Consider the following 20,702-nt stretch of genomic DNA (forward strand, 5'->3'; position numbering starts at 1 on the left):
GAATACCGCTAACAAGATAACGCGATATGTCCGATTTACGACGTAGGGCGGCATACATCTCGCCCGTGTCGGCGCCGGAGCCGTTGCCCGTGGCCGCGCCTGCCCGGACACCGGCCGGGCCGTCGGCCCGGCCGGCGCCCCGGAGCTGGTGCGGGGCGCCCGTGCGTCAGACTTCCGGGCGCAGCATCGGCGGGTTGAGCAGGGTCGCCCCTCCGGCCCGGAACAGCTGGGCGGGACGGCCGCCCTGACGTGTCGTCGTGCCTCCGGCGGGCACCAGGAACCCCGGGGTGCCGGTGACCTTGCGGTGGAAGTTGCGCGGGTCGAGGGCGACCCCCCAGACCGCTTCGTAGACCCGGCGCAGCTCGCCCACGGTGAACTCGGGCGGGCAGAAGGCCGTGGCCAGCGAGGAGTACTCGATCTTCGAGCGGGCCCGCTCGACCCCGTCGGCGAGGATCTGCTCGTGGTCGAAGGCGAGCCCGGCGCCGGTCTGGCCGTCCGTGGAGAGGAGCTCGTCGACGGGGGCCCAGCGCGCGCTGTTGGCATCGCCGCCGGCCCGCGGGGCGGGCAGGTCCGGAGCCAGCACCAGATGCGCGACGCTGACCACGCGCATGCGCGGATCCCGCTTCGGATCACCGTAGGTAGCCAGCTGTTCGAGGTGTGCGCCGTTGCCCACGTCCGGAGCGGCCGGGTCGTGGGCGCAGAGGCCGGTCTCCTCGGAGAGCTCGCGGGCGGCGGCGGCCGAGAGGTCCTCGTCCCCGCGCACGAAGCCGCCGGGCAGCGCCCAGCGGCCCTGGAACGGCTGCTCACCCCGTCGGATGACCAGCGCGCAGAGCGCATGGCGCCGCACGGTGAGCACGACCAGGTCGACGGTGACGGCGAAGGGCGGAAAGGCCGACGGGTCGTAGGGCGACATGCCGCGATCATAGTCGTCTGCCTGACGATAAACAGAGCTTTGCGGATCTCCGGACCCGGGAACCGGACGCTCCGGCCCGATCGGCAGGGCGACGCCTAACCGCCCAGTTGAAGCGCATCGGCGGCCTCCTCCACCATGCCCAGGCCCAGCCGGCTGACCCGGACGGCGAAGGGTTCCCCCGAAACCCGCAGCCCGGAGAGGCGGAGCCCGCCGAGCGGAGCACCGGGGAGCGGTACGACGGCGACCGTGCCGGCGGGGGCGTCCGGGCGGATGCCGGCCAGCGCTGTCAGTACGTGGATCCCCGCCGCCGCCGCGACGGCCGCCGGCCGGCAGGCCGCCGGATGCGGAAGCGGAGCGCTGCCCGCGGTGCGCTGCTCGGCCGCGTACATCTCCGGGAGGCGGTACCCAAAGCACTCCGCCGCGTCCAGCAGGCCCATGAGCAGCCCGGTGGCCTCCTTCTCGAAGCCCGCCTGGGCCAGGCCGGCCATGGCGACCGCGCTCTCGTACGGCCGTACCGCGCCCGAGCGGTACCCGAACGGGTTGTGCCCCGGCTCACGGAGCGCCATGCTGCGCAGCCCCCAGCCGGAATCCATGGCGGGGGCTCCCAGCAGCCGGGCCAGCTGCTCGGTACGGACCCGGTCGAGCAGCCCGGGCGCGAGCCGGCCGCCGCCGAGCAGCCCGGTGTCGAGCAGGTGGGCGGCGGCCCCCGTCAGCCGGGGCAGGGGCCGCCCGTCGGGATGCAGTGCCGCCGCGGGCCGCCCGCCGTCCGGGCCGTCGACCCAGAAGCGGGCTGCGAACCGCTCCCGCAGCCCGGCCGCCCGGTCCCGCCACTCCTCGGCTCCGGGCCTGCCGCACCCCGCGAGCAGGTCGGCCCCGAGGAGCAGGGCCCGGTGGGCGTGGGCCTGGGTTTCACAGCGCCGGGGTCCCGGATCGGGATCGGCCAGGAAGCCGTCCTCCCCGAAGGCGGCCCGGAGCCACTCCAGGCACCCCTCGGCTGCGGGGAGCAGCTGGGCCACCTCCGCCTCGGGCATTCCCCAGAGCCGGGCTTCGGCGAGCACCGCGGGGAAGGCGAGCGTCGCCTCGGTCCCGGTGCACCCCGGGGGCAGCTGCGGCCCCGCTCCCCGGAGCGGCCCGGGGATCTTCCCCGCGCCGGCGCCCCGCCCCCCGGTCTGGGTCCGGGCCAGGACGCGCAGGGTCGCGGCGGCCAGTCCGGTGCCGAGCGGGAGCGCCATGCGGGCGGCCCACAGGGACTCCGCCGGGGCCAGCCCGAGCCTCCACGGCACTCCGGCCGCCGCGTACCCGTCGGCCGGCTGCTTCGGGTCCCTGAGCAGCAGGGCGCCCAGGTCCTGCACGCTCGTGCGCAGCCACGCCTCGGCCCGCGGGTCGTCGCCCTCCGCGCGGGCGTCGTCGGACAGCGGATTGGCCACCTGTCCGGCGGGGGCACGCGCGCCCCGGTCCCGGGTGGTCCGCAGCTCGATGGTGCGCGACTCGCCGGGGCGCAGTTCGAGCTGCCAGCGCAGCAGCCCCGCCGAGGCCAGTGCGTCGTCCGGAGGCGGCTCGGCCGCGGTGACGGCCTGGGCGTCGCCGTCGGTCCACCGCAGCCCGGCGGCGTGCACCGCCGCGGGCAGCTCCGGCCCGGCCCGGCCGGCGGCCACGTCGGCCAGCTCCGCCAGGTCGGTGCCGAGCGAGACCTCCACCGGGATCCGCAGGAGCCGGCCGGCGAAGCTGCGCAGGGTGATCCGCTCGGTGCCGTCGGCGTGCCGGATCCGCTCGACTCCGACGTCGGGGTCGGGCCCGGGCTCCGCTCCGGTCCGGACGGTCGCGGTGAAGGAGGCCCGGTCGGCGCCGAGGCTGCGCCCCTGTACGGCGACCGGGTCCCGGCCCGCGACGCGCAGCACGCAGCGGGACAGCAACCGCAGCCCGGCCCGGTAGATCCCGTCGACCCCCCTCCCGGTGAGCTGGCCGTGCTCGGGCGAGATGACCAGGCACGGCGCGGAGACACAGATGACGGCGCCGTGCACGGGCGGCAGGTCGGCCCGGCGGGTGGGGGCGCCGAGGGCGGGGGCTACGCGGGCAGGGGGTACGGGGTGAGACATGGGTCGCCTTGTCTGCGCTCCGGGTGGATCGGCTGGGCGGCGGCGCGGCCGGATCCCCACCACCCCCCAGCGCAACGTCCTCGCCCCCGCCCGGGTCACGGGCCCCGGCGGTGGCTGCGCCCGGCGGAGCACCGGCCTCCGCGGCGGCACCCGCCGCAGGACCGCGCCCGCCCCGGCCCACAACCACCCCCGGAGCACGGATCCCCAGGCCTCGCCCCGCCCCCGGAGCCGACCCGCACAGCCGCCTCCGCCCACACCGCGGAACCAGCCGCGAAGCCCGCCGCCGCAGCCCCCTCCGGGCCGGCCCCGCACCGGGCCCACACGAAAGCCTCCGGCCCGACCCCAACCCCAGCCCCGGCCCCGGCCCCGGCCCACCCAGCCTCCTCCGCCCCGGCCCCGCACCCGAGCCAGCCTGCGGTCCACGGCCCGGCCCGCACCCGGGCTCGCCACCCGCCCCGGACCCGGCCTCACCACCCGGACCACGCCCCCGCCGCTCCCCGCGGCCGTGCCGTCCCCGCTCCACCCGCGCATCACTGCTCGCTCCCCGCGGTGCTGCCGGACCCGCGGCGGCCGCTCGTCCTGCCCTGGCGGTCGATCCCCCGGCCCGGCCTGCCCGGCGGCCCGGTGGCGGAGTCCGCCCGGCGGGATCCTGCGGGCAGGCGTCCCCGGCGCGGCTCCCGGCGCCGGCGCTCCTCCCGCAGGCACTCCCGCAGCCCCTCCGGGTCGATCCCCTCGTTGCACGCATGGTGGAGCAGCTGCGCGAAGCGGTAGCCGTCGTCGGCCCGCAGTGCCAGCCCGAGGGCGATCCTGGCCGTCGGCTCGTCCCCGGTGGACCAGGAGACCCAGCCCGCCAGGGTGAGGGGAGCCGCCGCGTGTTCCCCGTAGGCCCCGACACAGCGCCGGGCGAGTGCTCGCCAGAGCCGCAGGGCGGGGGCCGCCTCCTCGCCCTCCATCCACTCGGCGGCGATGTCGCGGATCTCGCGGTCCTGGAGCCCGAGGATCAACGAGGCGGCCTCGTCGTGGCCCAGGAGGCCGTCGTCCCAGGCATCGGCCCCGGAGCCGCCTTCGGTGGGCGGTGCCAGCGTCATGCGCTGGATGAGCGCGCGGGCGAGCAGAACGGTCTCGGCCCCCACCTCCTCCCGGGTGGTCCCGTCGAGGATCTTCGGGACCAGCGCGACGGCCGCCCGGTCCAGGGCCTCCTCCATCTCGCCGGCCACCCTCCCGCGCAGCGGGGTCAGCCTGCGCTCGATCTCCCGGAGGGACCCGCGGACCTGGAGCCCCGCGAAGGTGGCCGCGGCCGCCATCACCGACGTGCCCGGCGCGGCCAGTGCCGTGCCCTCGGCGGGACAGCACCGCTCGTCCGGGCAGCAGTAGGACCAGTACCGCCCGGCGGACAGGCACAGGGCCTCCAGTACGGGCACGTCCAGGGCCCCGCAGGCCAGCCGGATCCGCTGGGCGAGCGGGCGCAGCGCGGTCATCACCCGCTGCGCGCTCCCGCCGCGCTGCGGGTCCCGGCAGAGGAAGACGATGATGCCGTCGGGCCTGGCACCTCGCCGCACGCTGCCGCGGATCAGACAGTCGGCGACCTGCCGGGCGGTGTCCTCCCATTCCTCGGGAGCCGCGGGAATGCCCACCCGGAGCCGGCCGCCGAACCGGCCGGCCTCCCCGTGGACGGCGACCATGACGAGGGAGTCGGTCGGATGGAAACCGAGCATGTAGGGCAGCGCGTCGGCCAGTTCGGCCGGGCTGCGCAGGGTGATCCGGGACGCGTCGACACCGCCGGACAGACCGCTGGACGAGGAGTGCGAGGTCGAGGAGGTCGAGGAGGTCGACGAGGGATCGGACGGACCGTGTACCGCTTCGTGGTTGTTGTTCGTCATGTCCCGAAGGTCCCGTGTCCGCCCGGATCCGGAAACCCCTGTGGATAACCCGCGGCACCTTGCCGCCGACAGCACCATGCCGCCGGCGCCGCACAACGCGCCGCCGCCGGCACAGGACAGCGCCGCGCCCTAGCGCGGCTCGTAGACCCTCTTGTGCCCGAACAGCCCGGCCAGCCGGTACGGCCCGGTGGTCTCCTTCGGCGCGGGATGGTCGCCGCCATCGACCGGGAAGGCCTGCTCGTGGCGTTCCCGGTAGTCGGGGTAGCCGATCTCCCGGCGCCGCGAGATCGCCTCACGGTGCTGCCCGGACCGCAGCTGGGACCGGTAGCCCGGGACGCGGACCGCAGCGAAGAACTCGGCGACGCTGCCGGATCCGTAGCTGAGCAGGCCGATGGCCCGGCCGGTCAGATCGTCGGAGGTGTCGAGCAGCGCGGCCAGCGCGAGGTACACGGATGCGGTGTAGCTGTTGCCGATCTCCTCGTTGCAGGCCGTCCTCCGTCCGATGGCCCGGACGGCCTCGGCCTCGTCGACCTCCCGCCCGCAGCTTTCGAGGAGGGCGCGGTGCGCCTTATGGGCCATCTTCGTGAACGGCTGGTGGTAGCAGAAGGCCGCGAACTCCTCGAAAGCCCGGCCGCCCTGCTCGGTGTAGTCCTTCCACGCACCGTCCATCGCCTGCAGGTACGCCGAGACGGACTCCTTCCCGTCGACCAGGGCGGTGGTGAGGTAGTTCGGGCGCCAGAAGTCCATGCTGTCGGCGGTGAACACCCCGGAGGTGTCCTCGATGCGCACCAGCGCGGGATCCGCGCTGATCAGCATGGCCACCGCCGCGGCCCCCTGGGTGGCCTCGCCCGGCTGGTCCAGCTCGTACTTCGAGACGTCGCTCGCGATCACGAGGACTTGCTGCGAGGGATCGCGGTGGACGAGCCCGACGGCGAACTGCAGGGCCGCGGTCCCGCCGTAGCAGGCCTGCTTGAGCTCGACGACGCGGGTGGCGGAGGGCTTCGACAGCAGCGAGTGCACGTGGATGCCGGCCGCCTTCGCCTGGTCGACGGAGGACTCCGTGGCGAAGACGACCGTGCGGATCCGGTCGGCTCCGTGTCGGGCGAGGAGGGGGCGGCAGCGGCGGCCCCCGGCGTCACGATGTGAGCCACGCACTCCCCCGTCAATGGGCCGTCCACCTGCCCGGCGGCCGGGGGTGGCCGCCCGGCAGGTCCGGGCCTACGAGCGCTGCGGGCGCCGCCGTCAGCCCGCCAGGGCGAGCGTCAGGGGGAGCACCTGGTCGGCGCCGCTCTGGCGCAGGAGGCGTGCGCCCACGGCGAGGGTCCAGCCGGAATCGGCGTAGTCGTCGACGAGCAGGACCGGTCCGGGGTTGGCGGCCAGGGCGGCGGCGAGTTCGGCGGGCACGGCGAAGGAGGCGGCCAGGGCGCGCAGCCGCTGGGCGGAGTTGCTGCGGTGTGCGCCGTACTCGCCGGCCTGCGGGGTGTAGGCGAGGCTGCCCAGCAGCGGGAGCCGGCCGACCCGGGCCAGGCCCTCGGCGAGCGATCCCACCAGCTGCGGGCGGGAGCGGGAGGGCATGGCCACGATCCCCACGGGCCGGGCCGTCGCGCCGCCGGCCCAGCCGCCCGGCGAACGGGCCCAGTCGGCCACGACCGTCACCACGGCCGCCAGCACGTCGTCGGGAACCGGGCCGTCCGTGGCCTGCTCCGCCAGGAGCGGGCGCAGCCGGTTGCCCCAGCCGATGTCCGACAGCCGTCCCAGCGCGCGTCCCGTGGCCGCCTGCTGGCCGACGGGGATGCGGCCCTTGAGGTCGACGCCGACCGCGGGCATGCCCGAGGGCCACATGCGGCGGGGTTCGACCTCGACGCCCGGCCGGTCCAGCTCGCCGGTCGCCGCGTCGAGGGCGCCGTGGGACACCGCCGGGTCGAGCCAGGGACCGGCGCAGGAGTCGCAGCGGCCGCAGGGGGTCGCCTTCTCGTCGTCGAGCTGCCGCTGCAGGAACTCCATGCGGCAGCCCGTGGTGGTCACGTAGTCGCGCATGGCCTGCTGCTCGGCCTGCCGCTGCCGGGCCACCCATTCGTACCGCTGGGCGTCGTAGGCCCAGGGCTGTCCGGTGGAGGTCCAGCCGCCCTTCACGCGCTTGACCGCGCCGTCCACGTCCAGGACCTTGAGCATCGTCTCCAGCCGGGACCTCCGAAGATCCACCAGCGGCTCCAGCGCGGGCAGCGACAACGGGCGGCCCGCCTGCTCCAGCACGTCCAGGGTCCGCCGGACCTGCTCCTCGGGAGGGAAGCCGACGGAGGCGAAGTACGCCCAGATGGCCTCGTCCTCGCGCCCGGGCAGCAGCAGCACGTCGGCGTGGTCCACGCCGCGCCCCGCACGTCCCACCTGCTGGTAGTAGGCGATCGGGGACGAGGGGGAGCCCAGGTGCACCACGAATCCGAGGTCCGGCTTGTCGAAGCCCATGCCCAGGGCGGAGGTCGCCACCAGGGCCTTCACCCGGTTGGCGAGCAGGTCCTCCTCGGCCTGCAGCCGGTCGGCGTTCTCCGTCTTGCCCGTGTACGAAGCCACCGGATAGCCGCGCTGGCGCAGGAACGCGGCGACCTCCTCCGCGGCCGCCACCGTCAGCGTGTAGATGATGCCCGAGCCGGGCAGGTCCCCCAGCCGCTCCCCCAGCCAGGCCAGCCGGTGCGCGGCGTTCGGCAGCTCCAGCACGCCCAGCCGCAGGCTCTCCCGGTCCAGCGGGCCGCGCAGGACCAGGGCGCCCCCGCCTCCCGTGCCCAGCTGCTCGGCCACATCCGCCGTGACCCGGGCGTTGGCCGTGGCGGTGGTGGCGAGCACGGGCACGCCGGGGGCCAGCTCGGCGAGCATGGTGCGCAGCCGGCGGTAGTCGGGGCGGAAGTCGTGGCCCCAGTCGGAGATGCAGTGGGCCTCGTCGACCACCAGGAGGCCGGTCGTGGCCGCGAGCTTGGGGAGCACCTGCTCGCGGAAGTCCACCGAGTTCAGGCGCTCGGGACTCACGAGGAGGACGTCGGTCTCGCCCCGCTCGACCTCCCCGTAGATCGTCTCCCATTCCTCCGGGTTGGCCGAGTTGATCGTCCGTGCCCGGATTCCGGCCCGCGCCGCCGCGTCGACCTGGTTGCGCATCAGCGCGAGGAGCGGCGAGATGATCACCGTGGGGCCCGCCCCGCGGCGGCGCAGCAGGGCGGTGGCCACGAAGTACACCGCCGACTTGCCCCACCCCGTGCGCTGCACCACCAGCGCCCGCCGGCGCTCCTCCACGAGGGCGGACACCGCCTGCCACTGGTCCTCACGGAGCCGGGCCGAACCCCCCGGGGCACCGACCAGCTCAGCGAGGATGGCATCGGCTTCAGCGCGGAGCTCCAGGTTGTCCATGCCCCCATGCAACCCGATGCCTAGGACAATCGGCCAATTCACCCAGCGTGACACCGGGCCCACGAGCCGTCCGCCCCGCCGTCCGCCCGGCCGCGCGGCCGCCGCGCCGGACCGGCCTCCGCGGGGGTGTTTCCGCTGGTGCCCGCGTTCCGGCAGCGTCCGAATGCGTCATCCTCGGCGTGGCGGGGCAAGGATATGAACGGCATACCGGCGAATTCCGGTCGGCGGCTCCAATTGCTCGTTGCCGCATGCTCACGGGCCACGCGAGAATTGTCTTGCTCCCGTTCGGCTCGACGGCGCCTCCCTGGGCCGTGCCGCGGCGCGCCCGCACTCCAGCTGTGCCCGTACGCGGGCGTGTACCCGAAGGGAGGACCGTGACCTTCGGATTCGCCCCGCCCTCGACCACGTCCCTGAGAACGGCCACCGGCGGCGCCAGCCGGCACGGCAGACTGCTGGAACCCTCCGAGTGGACGGCGTCGGGCGTCCCCCTGCTGCGCAACCCGCGCGAGGTCGTCAGCGGACTGCACTCACGGCACGGCCCCGTCTCGTCCACGGCGGTGATCGCCGTGCTGGGGCCCGAGGAGCGGCTCGTGGCCAGCGCCTCCTTCGTGCAGCGCTCCACCACCGCCGACGGCTGGGAGTACCGCAACGCCCTGCTCTCCCGGCTGCGCCGGGTCATTCCGCACGACCTGCGGCGGCGGACCCCGGTACGGACCGCCGTGCTGCTGTTCTGCCGCGACGGGGACGAGCGCTGGACCGAGGAGGACGGGGCCTGGATGTGGGGGCTGCGGGACGCCTGCACCCTGCACGGGCTGCGCTGCGGCGCCTACATCACGCTGACCCGGGGCGGCTGGCAGGTGCTGGGCGAGGGCCGCGGCGGCCGGAGCCCCAGCTCGGAGTCCCGGCCCGAGCGCCTCGGCGATGCGCCGTCCGAGTTCGCCCCGCTCTCCCTGCGCAGCGGTGGCGGAGCCGCGGAGGCCCTGCGCCGCACCGCGGCGCGCTGAGCCGCCTCTGCCGAACCCCGGGCCCCCGCGCACGGAGCGCGCAGGGCCTCGTACCCGGGAACGGCCAACGGCCGTACACCCGGAACGGGCGTACGGCTGGTCAGGCCTCGGACTTCGGCAGGGCCGGCCACCGGCCCGCCCCGCCCCTCGACCGTGACGGAGTACGGGGCGTCAGACGCCCGCCCCCAGCACGGAGTTGATCTGCTGCGGCTCGCCGCACACGATCAGGAGCGCACCGGCTCGCGCGAGGGCGACCGGCAGGGCTCCGGTGGCCGCGTCGACGGATCCGCCGTTGGCCGCGAAGACCACGACGGGACGGCCGGCGGCGCGCTTCACCTGCGCGGCGTCGGCGTAGAAGACGTCGTCCCCGGCATCGTGCAGGGCCCAGTACGCGGCCTCGCCGAAGGACAGCTCGTGCGCGGCCCACGGGTGCGGGTCGCCGGTGGTGAGCACCAGGATGTCACCGGGCGCCCGCCCGGTGTCGAGCAGCAGGTCCACGGCCTCTTCGGCCGCGTCCAGCGCACCCTCGGCGGATGCCGGGATCAGCTGGACCTGCGGGACCGATGCCGAGACCGAGGGGGTGGTGGAGGCCGCGGGAACGCGGGCGGCCTGCGGCTTGCGCGGCGCGGGCGGTGCCGGCGGCGCGGGCCTGGGGGCGGGACGGGGACCGGGTACGGGGCGGGGGGTCTGCGCGGTGCGGCTCGCGGCCGGCGTGACGCGGGGACCCTGGGCACTCTCGTGAATCTGAGGCTCCTCGGGGGCGGGGGTGAGAGGCATGAGCTGACATCTATCAAACACCGGTGCGAAACGTACCGGTTGGTGGCACGTGCGTGCGATCAGAAATCGAAGCCGAGTTGGCCTCCGTTTTCCAGTTCCATCGCTTCCTCGCTGCGGCGCACCTTCTTGAGGTGGCTCCAGCGGGGCAGCGCGTCGAGGTAGGACCAGGAGAGCCGGTGGTACGCCGTCGGACCCTGCTCCTCCAGTGCGGCCCGGTGCACGGGCGAGGGGTATCCGGCGTTGGCGGCGAAAGCGAACTCCTTGATCCCGCCGCCCTGTTCGCCGATTTCGGCCATCATCCGGTCGCGCCGGACCTTGGCGATCACCGAGGCCGCGGCGACGGCGACGCAGGACTGGTCGCCCTTGATCACCGTCCGGACCTGCCAGGGCGCACCGAGGTAGTCGTGCTTGCCGTCGAGTATCACCGCGTCGGGCCGCACGGGCAGCGCCTCCAGGGCGCGTACCGCGGCGAGGCGCAGGGCGGCGGTCATCCCGAGCTCGTCGATCTCCTCGGGGGACGAGTGGCCCAGGGCGTAGGCCGTCACCCAGTCCTCCAGGACGCCGACGAGCGCGTCACGGCGCTTGGCGGTGAGCAGTTTGGAGTCGGTGAGTCCCGCGGGCGGCCGGCGCAGACCGGTGATCGCCGCGCAGACGGTGACGGGACCGGCCCAGGCCCCTCGTCCGACTTCGTCGACCCCGGCGATGACCTTGGCGCCGGTGGTCGCCCGGAGGGAGCGTTCGACGGTGTGAGTGGGTGCTTCGTACGGCATGGCGCCAGCAAGGTTACGCCGCCCCGGGCCGCCTGCACACCCCGCCCCCTCCCGGCCGCGCCGCCGCCCCCGCCCGTCGCACTCCGGCCACCTCCGCGCCGTGCCGCCCACCCCGCCCCGTCTCACACCCGGAGCAGCGGCACCATCACCCCGTCGGCCATCTCGGCGATCTCCGCGTCCACCCCTTCGCTCCCGCACACCTTCGCGCGGTACATCATCAGCGCCGGAACGACCTCGACGAGAAGCGCACCCCCCGCATCCGGACGGACGTCACCCCGCTCGATTCCGAGGCTCACCAGCTCACCGATCAGGCCTGTGCGCCGGTTCGTACAGTCCGGCCCGGACCAGGTCGCGGAACCGCTCCGCATGGGCGTGATCGCATTCGTGAAGCACCGCCCTCAACGCCTGCCCGGCCCGCGAACGCATGACGTCCCGCATCCGCACGCACACCGCGTACAGGTCCTCGCGCGCCGACTCCAGGTCCGGAATCCGTCCGAGCGGCGGCAGCCGCCGCCCCAGCACCTCGGCCACCAGGTCCACCTTCGAGGGCCAGCGCCGGTACAGCGCGGCCTTGCCCGTCTGCGCTCCCGAGGCGACGCCCTCCATCGTGAGGGCGCTCCATCCCGCGGCACTCAACTGCTCCAACGCGGCGTCGAGAATCGCCCGTTCGAGTTCGGGTCCGCGCCTGCGCCCCGGGGCCGCCGCCCGGCGCGAACCCACCACTCCCGTCACCTCCGACCGGGCTCATACGTCCACCGCACGTATTTTCAGTCTTAGGGAACGCTTGCGTTCCCTAAGACTGCTCCCCCACCGTGGAACCGCCGTGAACGTGAATGCGTTCAGCTCATGGTCGTCCTCGACGCGACGAGCGTGAACATCGCGCTCCCGCACATCCAGACCGACCTGGCCATCTCCACCACCGACCTGTCCTGGGTGATCAGCGCCTACACACTCGCCTTCGCCCCGCCCTCAGGGCCTCGTACGCAGCGGCCTCGCACGCGCCGGCCTGGTACGCAGCGGCCTAGTACTCGATGCGGCTGGAGAAGGTCCCCAGGCTCCGGCACTGCTCGTACGAGGCGCCAACCCCGCGCTCGCCGAGGATCTCCCGGGCCCGGCGCTCCCCCAGGCTCGTCGCGTACCAGGGCTTCCGGCCCGCCGCCGCCAGCTCCCGGGCGATCCCGCGCAGGGCGCAGGAGCGCTGGGGCTCGGGCAGCCGGTCCAGGGCGGGAACCGCGTCCGCCGACAGCGACTGGAAGTAGGCCAGGTCGATCTTGCCGTCCTGCTCGTACCGCGTGACGTTGCCCTCCGCGATCACCCCGTCCGGGGACATCAGCCCGAAGGCCAGGACAGCCGCCACGGCGCTCCCCGCCACCGCGCGGGGCAGCCATCGCGCGCCGAACAGCCCGCCGACCATGATCAGTACGATGACCAGCCCGAGCCACAGCTCCACGCCGGCGACCGACAGCCGCAGCCTGGTCAGCCCGTACGCGTCCACGTACAGGTCCATGCGGCGGAGCGCCGAGGCGACGACCACGAGGGTGAGCGCGCAGAGCGTGCCGAGGACGATGCGCACGAGCCTGCGGTCTGCGGCTCCGCCGCGCGGGGCCCAGCGCAGGGCCAGCGCGATGACGGCGAGGGTGAGCAGGGTGGCCCAGAGCAGCTGCCAGAAGCCCTGGCGCGCGTAGGCGGCGTAGGTGAGGCCGGTGGCTTCCAGGACCTTGCGGTACCCGCCGAAGAGGACGGCGAGCTGGACGGCGTTGAAGGCGGCGAAGAGCAGGTTCAGCACGATGAGCGGAAAGGCCCACTCCACCCGCGAGCGCGCCTTCCCGGGGCGCACCCGGATGCGGTCCCAGCGGGAGGGGGCGGCGGCGGCGCGGGCGACGGCCACCGCGACGAGCAGGCCCACCGCGAAGAGCAGGAAGCGGACCGGGCCGCCCATGCCGCTGATGTCGGGGGTCAGTCCGCTCAGCAGGTCGGCGAAGGCGGCGTCGGCGGAGGCGAACAGGGTGCCGAAGGGGGCCAGCAGGACCACCGCGACCACGACGGCCTTCAGCACCGGCAGCAAGCGCTCGCGGCGCCCTTCGCCGCGCGAGCGCAGGCCGGTCCAGACCCAGCGCACGCCGAGGACGGCGGAGTCCAGGAGGCCGACCGGACCGAGCAGGATGCCGGGCCAGCTGCGGCTGCCGTGCAGGGCCAGGGCGCCCGTCAGGAGGGCCGCGGACAGGGCCGTCACGGCGGGCCAGGCGGAGGACCGCAGGGCGGGCACGGCGAGCAGGGCGAGACAGCCGAGCGCCCAGAGCGCGGTCCACGGGCGCAGGGTGCGGCCGGCCGTGCGGGCGGCCGCGTGGGCGCCGACGAGCGCGGGCACCACCGCGAGGAGCAGCCCCGGGCCCAGCCCGTCGCCGAGGAGCAGGCAGGCGGCGATGCCGGAGGCGAGCGCGGCGCCCAGCACCACGGCCGGCACCGGTCCGACGGCGGCCGGGCGCGCGGCCTCGGCCCACGCGAGCGGGGCCAGGGACCAGGCACCGGAGGCGGCGCGCTCCTTGCGCACCTGATGGGCCTGCCAGGCCTTGGGTTCCCAGCCGGGCGGCGCGGGTGGCACGGGCGCGGGCGGCACGGGCGCGGAGGGTGCGGCCGCGGAGGGTGCGGCCGCGTCTGCGGCGGCACCGTCCGCCGCGGCTGCCGTCCCGGCGCTCTCCGCACCGGTGTTCCGTGCTCCGGCGTTCTCCGCTCCGGTGTTCCCTGCTGACATCGGGTCCCCTCCCCTGTCGGCCTCCCCTGCCGTCGGGCGGGGGTGGCGAAGCCGACAGAGTAGGCCGGGCGGTCACGGTTTTGAACAGGCTCAAAAGATGCCTGTGGCAGGACCGTGACAAACGGCGGGGGCGGACGGCCACCAGAACAGGCGGCTATCAAGGCGCACGGCTATCGGAGCAGGCGGCTACCAGAGCGGACGGCCACCAGCGCCGGCGGCTACTGCGCCGTCTCCGGAAGCCAGGCCGGCAGCGCCTCGGTGCGGGCCAGCCAGGCCTGCGGCAGCACCGCGTCCCCACGGGCACCCAGCACCCCGCCGACGATCGCGCAGGTGGTGTCCACGTCCCCGCCCACCTGGGCGGTGGTCCAGAAGGCCCGCTCGTAGTCGTCCAGACCCCGCGCCGCCGACCACAGCGCGAACGGCACCGTGTCGTGGGCGCTGGTGCGCCGCCCGCAGCCCAGTACGGCGGCGACGGTCGTGGCGTCGCCGTAGTCGAGCATGTCGCGCGCCCGCCGCACTCCGGCGCCCACCGCGCTGCGCGGGACGAGCGCGATCACCCCGTCCAGCAGGTCGGCGGCCTTCGGCGGCCCGGCCGGATCGGCCGCCAGCGCGGCCGCGGCGGCCACGGCCATCGCGCCGCACACCGCTTCGCGGTGCTGGTGGGTGGTGTAGGCGGAGATCTCCGCCTGGTGGGTGGCCTGTTCCGGGTCGTCGGCGTACCAGGCGCCCAGCGGGGCGACCCGCATGGCCGCGCCGTTGCCCCAGGAACCCTGCCCGTTGAACAGTTCCGCGGCGAGCGTGCGCCAGTCCGCGCCCTCGCGGACCAGGCGCAGCATCCGGTTCACGGCGGGTCCGTAGCCGCGGTCGAAGTCGTGGTGGGCGGCGAAGGAGGCGGCCAGCGCGTCCTGGTCCACCCGGCCGTGCCCGGCGAGCACGGCCACCACCGAGCAGGCCATCTCGGTGTCGTCGGTCCACTGCCACGGATCGCTGCCCTCGGGCAGCTCGCGCCGCTTGAGCAGCGGGTAGTTCACGGGGACGAAGTACTGGGAACCCAGGGCGTCACCCAGGGCCAGCCCCCGGAGGCTGGCCATGGCGCGTGCGTAGCGCCGTTCGGGAGAGGAGTCAGAGGTCATCCCGCGCCACTTTAGCCGTCCAGGTCATAAGGCTCGGGTGTGGTCCACCGCTCAAACGGGCGGTCCATCCGGTACCGGCCGTCGGAGCCCAGCATGAGCACCCGGTACTCGCCGTTCCCCGGGTTGGAGAGGGCCTCGAACTCGGCCACGGACCAGTGGAACCAGCGCATGCAGAAGAGCCGCATCGTCAGGCCGTGCGTCACGAGCAGCACGTTCTCCGGATGGTCCGGGGCCTCGAAGCTGCGGTAGAGGCTCTCCAGGAAGGCCCCGACCCGGTCGTACACGTCGGCGCCCGACTCCCCCTGGGCGAAGCGGTAGAAGAAGTGCCCGTACGCGTCGCGGTAGGCCTTCTGGAGGCGTACGTCCTCCCGCTCCTGCCAGTTCCCCCAGTCCTGTTCGCGCAGCCGCGGCTCCTCGCGCATCCGTGCGCGCGTCGGGTCCAGGCGCAGCTCGCGGAAGGTCTGCAGGGTGCGGCGGTACGGGGAGACGTACGCGCTGACGTGCTCGTCCCCGAAGAGCTCGCGCAGCCGCACGCCGGCCTGCGCCGCCTGCTCGCGGCCGGTGCGGGTCAGCCTCAGGGCGTGGTCGGGCTCCCGCTCGTACACCGTGTCATCGGCATTACCCTCCGATTCCCCGTGCCGGACAAGGACGATGCGCCGTGGTCGAACCATTCCACGACCCTATTCGGCCACCGCCGGGCACGCCGACCGGGCTCGCCGGTCGGACACGGCTGCGACCATACAGTCGGGTCGTCGGACCCGCCCGGTCACACCGTCCAGGACGGTTCGAGGTCGACGACGTCTCCGGTGAGGGCTTCCACGTCGGCCTGGATCTGGGCCCGCAGCGACAGCCGCTCGACCCGTTCCTGCCGGTACTTGCCGTGTTCGGCCGCCGCGTGCCACATCGACAGCACCAGGAACTCGCGGCCGGGAGCCTCGCCGAAGAGGCCCCGGACCATGCCGGGCGAGCCCGCCATGGCCGGATTCCAGACCTTCTCCTGCATGAGCGCGAAATGGTCCACGCGCCCTTCCCGCACCCGGGTGTGGGCGACCCGGACGACGTCGGCGTCGGTGAAGCGCGGTTCGAAGCCGGTCTTCACGTCGAAGCGGTGGTCGAAGAGCGTGACCCGCGCGTCGGTGTAGGTGCCGTTCTGCGACGCGGCCAGCCGGTCGTGGGAGCGGGCCATGAAGGAGTCGTAGAAGGAACGGCTCTCCCAGAAGGTGAAGACGTGCGCCACCCCCTGCCGGCCCCGGCTCCAGCCGCCGCCCTGCCCCCGGAATCCGGGTTCGCCGGGCAGCCCCGCCCATTTGCGCTGCCCGCGCTCGAACCCGCGTCGGTCCGTCACCGTGCAGCGAATCCACTTGACCAGCACTGCGCCATCGTACGGTCCCGGCAGGGCCCGGGTCAGTCCTCGGCGCGGTACATCCGAAGGAGTTCCGCCGCATCCCGCTCGGACAGCCGAAGGCCGAACTCCCGCCCGAGCAGGGCGAGCAGCTCCCCGGCCGGCACCTCCCGCCGCTCGGTCCGCCCGTCGGGGAGCAGCCGGGACAGCTCCCGCCCCACGAGGGCCAGGCGATCGGAGTCGCCCTGCCGCTGGACGACGACCCGGCCGACGAAGGCGGAGCGGGGGTGGGAGGAGCTGTAGTGGTTCAGCACCATGTAGTCGACGGGGTGGTAGGGCTGCGGGGAGAAGGCGTACAGGTCCCTCCAGGCGCCCTCGCGCGGAACGCACAGCACGAGGACCCCGTCCGCTTCCTCCCGGACGCGGAACAGCCACTCCCCCTGCCGCACTTCGGCGCCGGGGCGCGCCAGCGGCACGGGCTCGCGCGGCCCCTGCCAGCCGAACCCGGCGTCGCAGAGCCACGGTTGCCCCTCGACGGTGACGACGAGCACGGCGTGCGTCACCGGGGTCAGGGCGTCCCCCCGGGAGCGGTTGCGGGCGCCGCGCCCGGAGACCTCGAAGCCGATCCGCTCCAGGGCGGCGGCCAGCAGGGTGTTCTGCTCGTAGCAGTAGCCGCCGCGGCGCTCGTGCACGAGCTTGCCCTCGACCGCCTTGACGTCCAGCCCGACGGGGCGGCCGAACAGCACGTCCAGGCTCTCGAAGGTGATCGCACCGGTGTGCGCCCGGTGCACTGCCTTCAACGTCTCCAGATCCGCCCGGAGTTCCCCGCCGCTCCAGCCGATCCGCGCCAGATAGGCGTCCAGGTCCAGTTCTTCACCGCTCCACATGTGTCCCCCGCTCGGCGCGCCACGATCTTCGGGGACGCCCTGTCGGGGCGCCCCGCTGCACGGTCATCATGACGAATCGGGACGGCACGAAAAAGCGGGGACCGGCACACGCCGGTCCCCGCCCGTTCGGCTGCTCAGTGGCAGCCTTCAGCCTCGTCAGCTGCAGCCGCTGGTGGAGCCGCAGCCCTCGCAGATGTAGCAGGAGCCGGCGCGCTGCATCTTCGTACCGCAGGAGAAGCACAGCGGGGCGTCGGCGGAGACGCCGAGCTGCATTTCGACCAGTTCGGCGTTGGAGTGCGCCGTCTTGGCGGCCGGGGCCGGGACGACCGCGACCGGCTTGACGACCGGGACGGTCTGGACCGCGGCGAGCGGGGCCGCCGGGGTCAGGGTCTCCGTGTCGAGCTCCTCGTCGAGGGGCTCGTAGGAACCGGTGTCCAGGTGGCGCTGACGCTCCTCGGCGGAGTGGATGCCGAGGGCCGAGCGGGTCTCGAAGGGCAGGAAGTCGAGCGCCACGCGGCGGAAGATGTAGTCGACGATCGACTGCGCCATCCGCACGTCCGGGTCGTCCGTCATGCCGGCCGGCTCGAAGCGCATGTTCGTGAACTTCGCGACGTACGTCTCCAGCGGGACGCCGTACTGCAGGCCGACCGAGACGGCGATCGAGAAGGCGTCCATCATGCCCGCGAGGGTCGAGCCCTGCTTGGACATCTTCAGGAAGACCTCGCCGAGACCGTCGTCCGGGTAGGAGTTCGCGGTCATGTAGCCCTCGGCGCCACCGACCGTGAAGGAGGTGGTGATCCCCGGGCGGCCCTTCGGGAGGCGCTTGCGGACCGGGCGGTACTCGATGACCTTCTCGACCGCCGTGCGGATGGTCTCCTCGGCCTTCTCGGTGACCTCGGCCTTCTCCTCTTCCTTCTTCTTCGCGGAGAGGGGCTGGCCGACCTTGCAGTTGTCGCGGTAGATCGCGAGCGCCTTGACGCCCAGCTTCCAGGCCTCGAAGTAGATCTCCTCGATCTCCTCGACGGTCGCCGTCTCCGGCATGTTGACCGTCTTGGAGATCGCGCCGGAGATCCAGGGCTGGATCGCGGCCATCATGCGCACGTGGCCCATCGCGGAGATGGAACGCTCGCCCATCGCGCAGTCGAAGACCGAGTAGTGCTCCTGCTTCAGGCCCGGGGCACCGACGACCACGCCGTGCTCAGCGATGTGCTCGACGATCGCCTCGATCTGCTCTTCCGGGTAGCCCATGCGGCGCAGGGCCTGCGGAACGGTGCCGTTGACGATCTGCATCGAGCCGCCGCCGACGAGCTTCTTGAACTTGACCAGGGCCAGGTCCGGCTCGACGCCCGTGGTGTCGCAGGACATCGCGAGACCGATGGTGCCGGTCGGCGCGAGGACGGAGGCCTGCGAGTTGCGGAAGCCGTTCTTCTCGCCGAGGCGGATCACGTCCTGCCAGGCCTCGGTGGCCGCGGCCCAGATGACGTTGTCCAGGTCCTCGGTGCGCGGGGCGACGGCGTTGGCGTCGGAGTGCTGCTTCATGACGCGCTTGTGCGACTCGGCGTTGCGGGCGTAGCCGTCGTACGGGCCGACGATCGCGGCCAGCTCGGCGGAGCGCTTGTACGCGGTACCGGTCATCAGCGAGGTGATCGACGCGGCGAGGGTGCGGCCGCCGTCGGAGTCGTACGCGTGGCCGGTGGCCATCAGCAGGGCGCCGAGGTTGGCGTAGCCGATGCCCAGCTGGCGGAAGGCGCGGGTGTTCTCGCCGATCTTCTGCGTCGGGAAGTCCGCGAAGCAGATGGAGATGTCCATCGCGGTGATGACCAGCTCGACGACCTTGGAGAAGCGCTCGGCGTCGAAGGACTGGTTGCCCTTGCCGTCGTCGTCGAGGAACTTCATCAGGTTCAGCGAGGCGAGGTTGCAGGAGGTGTTGTCCAGGTGCATGTACTCGCTGCACGGGTTGGACGCGGTGATGCGGCCGGACTCGGGGCAGGTGTGCCAGTTGTTGATCACACCGTCGTACTGGATGCCCGGGTCGGCACATGCCCACGCGGCCTCGGCCAGCTTGCGGAAGAGCGACTTGGCGTCGACCGTCTCGATGACCTCGCCGGTCATGCGGGCGCGCAGGCCGAACTCGGTGCCGTTCTCGACGGCCGTCATGAACTCGTCGTTCACACGGACGGAGTTGTTGGCGTTCTGGTACTGGACGGACGTGATGTCGTCGCCGCCCAGGTCCATGTCGAAGCCCGCGTCGCGCAGGGCGCGGATCTTCTCCTCTTCCTTCACCTTGGTGGCGATGAAGTCCTCGACGTCCGGGTGGTCCACGTCCAGGACGACCATCTTGGCCGCGCGGCGGGTGGCGCCGCCCGACTTGATCGTTCCGGCGGACGCGTCGGCGCCGCGCATGAAGGAGACCGGACCGGAGGCGTTGCCTCCGGAGGAGAGGAGCTCCTTGGAGGAGCGGATGCGGGAGAGGTTCAGGCCGGCGCCGGAGCCGCCCTTGAAGATCATGCCCTCTTCCTTGTACCAGTCGAGGATCGACTCCATGGAGTCGTCGACGGCCAGGATGAAGCAGGCGGAGACCTGCTGCGGCTGGGCCGTGCCGACGTTGAACCACACCGGCGAGTTGAAGCTGAAGATCTGGTGCAGGAGCGCGTAGGTCAGCTCGTGCTCGAAGATCTCCGCGTCGGCGGGGGAGGTGAAGTAGTCGAAGTCCTCGCCGGCCTTCGTGTACGTCTTCACGATCCGGTCGATGAGCTGCTTCAGACCGGTCTCGCGCTGCGGGGTGCCGACCGCACCGCGGAAGTACTTGCTCGTGACGATGTTGACCGCGTTCACCGACCAGAAGTCGGGGAACTCGACGCCGTACTGCTCGAAGTTCACCGAGCCGTCGCGCCAGTTGGTCATGACGACGTCGCGGCGCGCCCAGGTCACCTCGTCGTACGGGTGCACGCCCGGGGTGGTGTGGATGCGCTCGATACGCAGGCCGCTCTTGGCAGTCTTGGTGCCCTTGGCGCGGGAACCTCGTGCCGAGCTGCTCGCCGTCTCTGTCATGCCGTTCCTCCCAATGCGGGCAAAACGCCCTAAAGTGCCAGCGCTATTCCGCGGCACGGTGCTGTGTGTCTTGTATCTACGTCTTCTTCGCCGGACCCACCGGCCGTTCCACGCCTCACATGCGACGGGAAACGGGCAGGCCGGTCAGTCGGCGGCGGAGGCGGGCACGGGGACCGGAGCGGTCCCACCGGGCTCGCACTCTTCGTGAGGCCGCGGCACGCGGAGTTCCGCGATGGCGGTCTCGAAGTCTTCGAGTGTGTCGAACGCCTTGTAAACGGACGCGAACCGGAGGTACGCGACCAGATCGAGGTCCTGCAAGGGGCCGAGTATGGCCAGACCCACGTCGTGGGTGGTCAGCTCGGCGCTCCCGGTGGCGCGCAGCGCCTCCTCGACCCGCTGGCCGAGTTTGGCGAGGGCGTCCTCGGTGACCGGTCGTCCCTGGCACGCCTTGCGCACGCCCGAGATGACCTTGGTACGGCTGAAGGGTTCGGTCACCCCGCTGCGCTTGATCACCATCAGTGAGGCCGTCTCCACCGTCGTGAAGCGACGGGAGCAGTCGGGGCACTGGCGGCGCCTGCGGATCGACGTACCGTCGTCGGTGGTGCGACTGTCGACGACACGGCTGTCGGGGTGCCTGCAGAAGGGGCAGTGCATGGTTCCCTCACCCTCCTCTTGGCACGACTGAATCACCTCGTGAGACCCCT

Annotated in this window: 15 protein-coding genes and 1 pseudogene; 1 reads left to right on the top strand and 15 read right to left on the bottom strand. The window is 73.3% G+C overall.

The annotated features are described in order from the left end of the window. Nucleotides 1-166 precede the first annotated feature (166 nt). The 5 genes from ACIA8F_RS11140 to ACIA8F_RS11160 all read right to left on the bottom strand — a co-directional run bounded on the left by ACIA8F_RS11140 (nucleotide 167) and on the right by ACIA8F_RS11160 (nucleotide 8,282). Nucleotides 167-913 carry an NUDIX domain-containing protein gene (locus tag ACIA8F_RS11140; protein ID WP_250748883.1) on the bottom strand — a complete coding sequence of 249 codons (747 nt, stop codon included), beginning with the start codon at nucleotides 911-913 and terminating at the stop codon, nucleotides 167-169. A gap of 95 nt (nucleotides 914-1,008) precedes the next feature. Then, the gene (locus ACIA8F_RS11145; RefSeq protein ID WP_399378013.1) at nucleotides 1,009-3,009 is read right to left on the bottom strand and encodes a glycogen debranching N-terminal domain-containing protein; all 2,001 of its coding nucleotides are present in this window, start codon (nucleotides 3,007-3,009) and stop codon (nucleotides 1,009-1,011) included. 530 nt (nucleotides 3,010-3,539) lie between these two features. Continuing rightward, nucleotides 3,540-4,889 carry a DUF4192 domain-containing protein gene (locus ACIA8F_RS11150; RefSeq protein ID WP_399378014.1) on the bottom strand — a complete coding sequence of 450 codons (1,350 nt, stop codon included), beginning with the start codon at nucleotides 4,887-4,889 and terminating at the stop codon, nucleotides 3,540-3,542. A 129-nt stretch (nucleotides 4,890-5,018) separates the two neighbouring features. Further along, the gene (locus ACIA8F_RS11155; RefSeq protein WP_399378015.1) at nucleotides 5,019-6,044 is read right to left on the bottom strand and encodes a hydroxymethylglutaryl-CoA synthase; all 1,026 of its coding nucleotides are present in this window, start codon (nucleotides 6,042-6,044) and stop codon (nucleotides 5,019-5,021) included. An 87-nt stretch (nucleotides 6,045-6,131) separates the two neighbouring features. Continuing rightward, nucleotides 6,132-8,282 carry a RecQ family ATP-dependent DNA helicase gene (locus ACIA8F_RS11160; protein WP_399378016.1) on the bottom strand — a complete coding sequence of 717 codons (2,151 nt, stop codon included), beginning with the start codon at nucleotides 8,280-8,282 and terminating at the stop codon, nucleotides 6,132-6,134. Between the two features lie 374 nt (nucleotides 8,283-8,656). Between ACIA8F_RS11160 and ACIA8F_RS11165 the strand changes: the two genes are divergently transcribed. Then, nucleotides 8,657-9,286, top strand: a complete 630-nt coding sequence (locus tag ACIA8F_RS11165; RefSeq protein ID WP_399378017.1) for a hypothetical protein — start codon at nucleotides 8,657-8,659, stop codon at nucleotides 9,284-9,286. Nucleotides 9,287-9,457: 171 nt separating this feature from the next. Here the strand turns inward: ACIA8F_RS11165 and ACIA8F_RS11170 are convergent, their stop codons facing one another. From ACIA8F_RS11170 to nrdR, 10 genes and pseudogenes are all read right to left on the bottom strand, one after another. Further along, nucleotides 9,458-10,063 carry a hypothetical protein gene (locus ACIA8F_RS11170; protein WP_399378018.1) on the bottom strand — a complete coding sequence of 202 codons (606 nt, stop codon included), beginning with the start codon at nucleotides 10,061-10,063 and terminating at the stop codon, nucleotides 9,458-9,460. Nucleotides 10,064-10,122: 59 nt separating this feature from the next. Next, a complete protein-coding gene (locus ACIA8F_RS11175; RefSeq protein ID WP_399378019.1) occupies nucleotides 10,123-10,833 on the bottom strand; it encodes a ribonuclease HII in 711 nt (236 codons plus the stop codon). A gap of 122 nt (nucleotides 10,834-10,955) precedes the next feature. After that, nucleotides 10,956-11,556 (bottom strand): annotated as a pseudogene (locus tag ACIA8F_RS11180) (TetR/AcrR family transcriptional regulator). 298 nt (nucleotides 11,557-11,854) lie between these two features. Next, nucleotides 11,855-13,585: a DUF4173 domain-containing protein gene (locus ACIA8F_RS11185; protein ID WP_399378020.1), complete on the bottom strand. Its 1,731-nt coding sequence runs from the start codon at nucleotides 13,583-13,585 to the stop codon at nucleotides 11,855-11,857. Between the two features lie 218 nt (nucleotides 13,586-13,803). Beyond that, on the bottom strand, nucleotides 13,804-14,718 hold the full coding sequence (locus tag ACIA8F_RS11190) for an ADP-ribosylglycohydrolase family protein (protein ID WP_399378021.1): 915 nt from the start codon (nucleotides 14,716-14,718) through the stop codon (nucleotides 13,804-13,806). An 11-nt stretch (nucleotides 14,719-14,729) separates the two neighbouring features. Beyond that, on the bottom strand, nucleotides 14,730-15,389 hold the full coding sequence (locus tag ACIA8F_RS11195; RefSeq protein ID WP_399378022.1) for a histidine phosphatase family protein: 660 nt from the start codon (nucleotides 15,387-15,389) through the stop codon (nucleotides 14,730-14,732). Between the two features lie 95 nt (nucleotides 15,390-15,484). Further along, on the bottom strand, nucleotides 15,485-16,090 hold the full coding sequence (locus tag ACIA8F_RS11200; RefSeq protein WP_250748831.1) for a YdbC family protein: 606 nt from the start codon (nucleotides 16,088-16,090) through the stop codon (nucleotides 15,485-15,487). A gap of 32 nt (nucleotides 16,091-16,122) precedes the next feature. Continuing rightward, nucleotides 16,123-16,947, bottom strand: coding sequence for an arylamine N-acetyltransferase (locus tag ACIA8F_RS11205; RefSeq protein WP_399378023.1), 825 nt, complete (start codon nucleotides 16,945-16,947; stop codon nucleotides 16,123-16,125). A 156-nt stretch (nucleotides 16,948-17,103) separates the two neighbouring features. Then, on the bottom strand, nucleotides 17,104-19,998 hold the full coding sequence (locus ACIA8F_RS11210) for a vitamin B12-dependent ribonucleotide reductase (RefSeq protein WP_399378024.1): 2,895 nt from the start codon (nucleotides 19,996-19,998) through the stop codon (nucleotides 17,104-17,106). 144 nt (nucleotides 19,999-20,142) lie between these two features. Further along, a complete protein-coding gene (nrdR, locus tag ACIA8F_RS11215; protein ID WP_250748823.1) occupies nucleotides 20,143-20,652 on the bottom strand; it encodes a transcriptional regulator NrdR in 510 nt (169 codons plus the stop codon). Nucleotides 20,653-20,702: the final 50 nt, after the last annotated feature.

This window comes from Streptomyces sp. NPDC051563 (assembly GCF_044454225.1).
Lineage (GTDB): Bacteria > Actinomycetota > Actinomycetes > Streptomycetales > Streptomycetaceae > Streptomyces.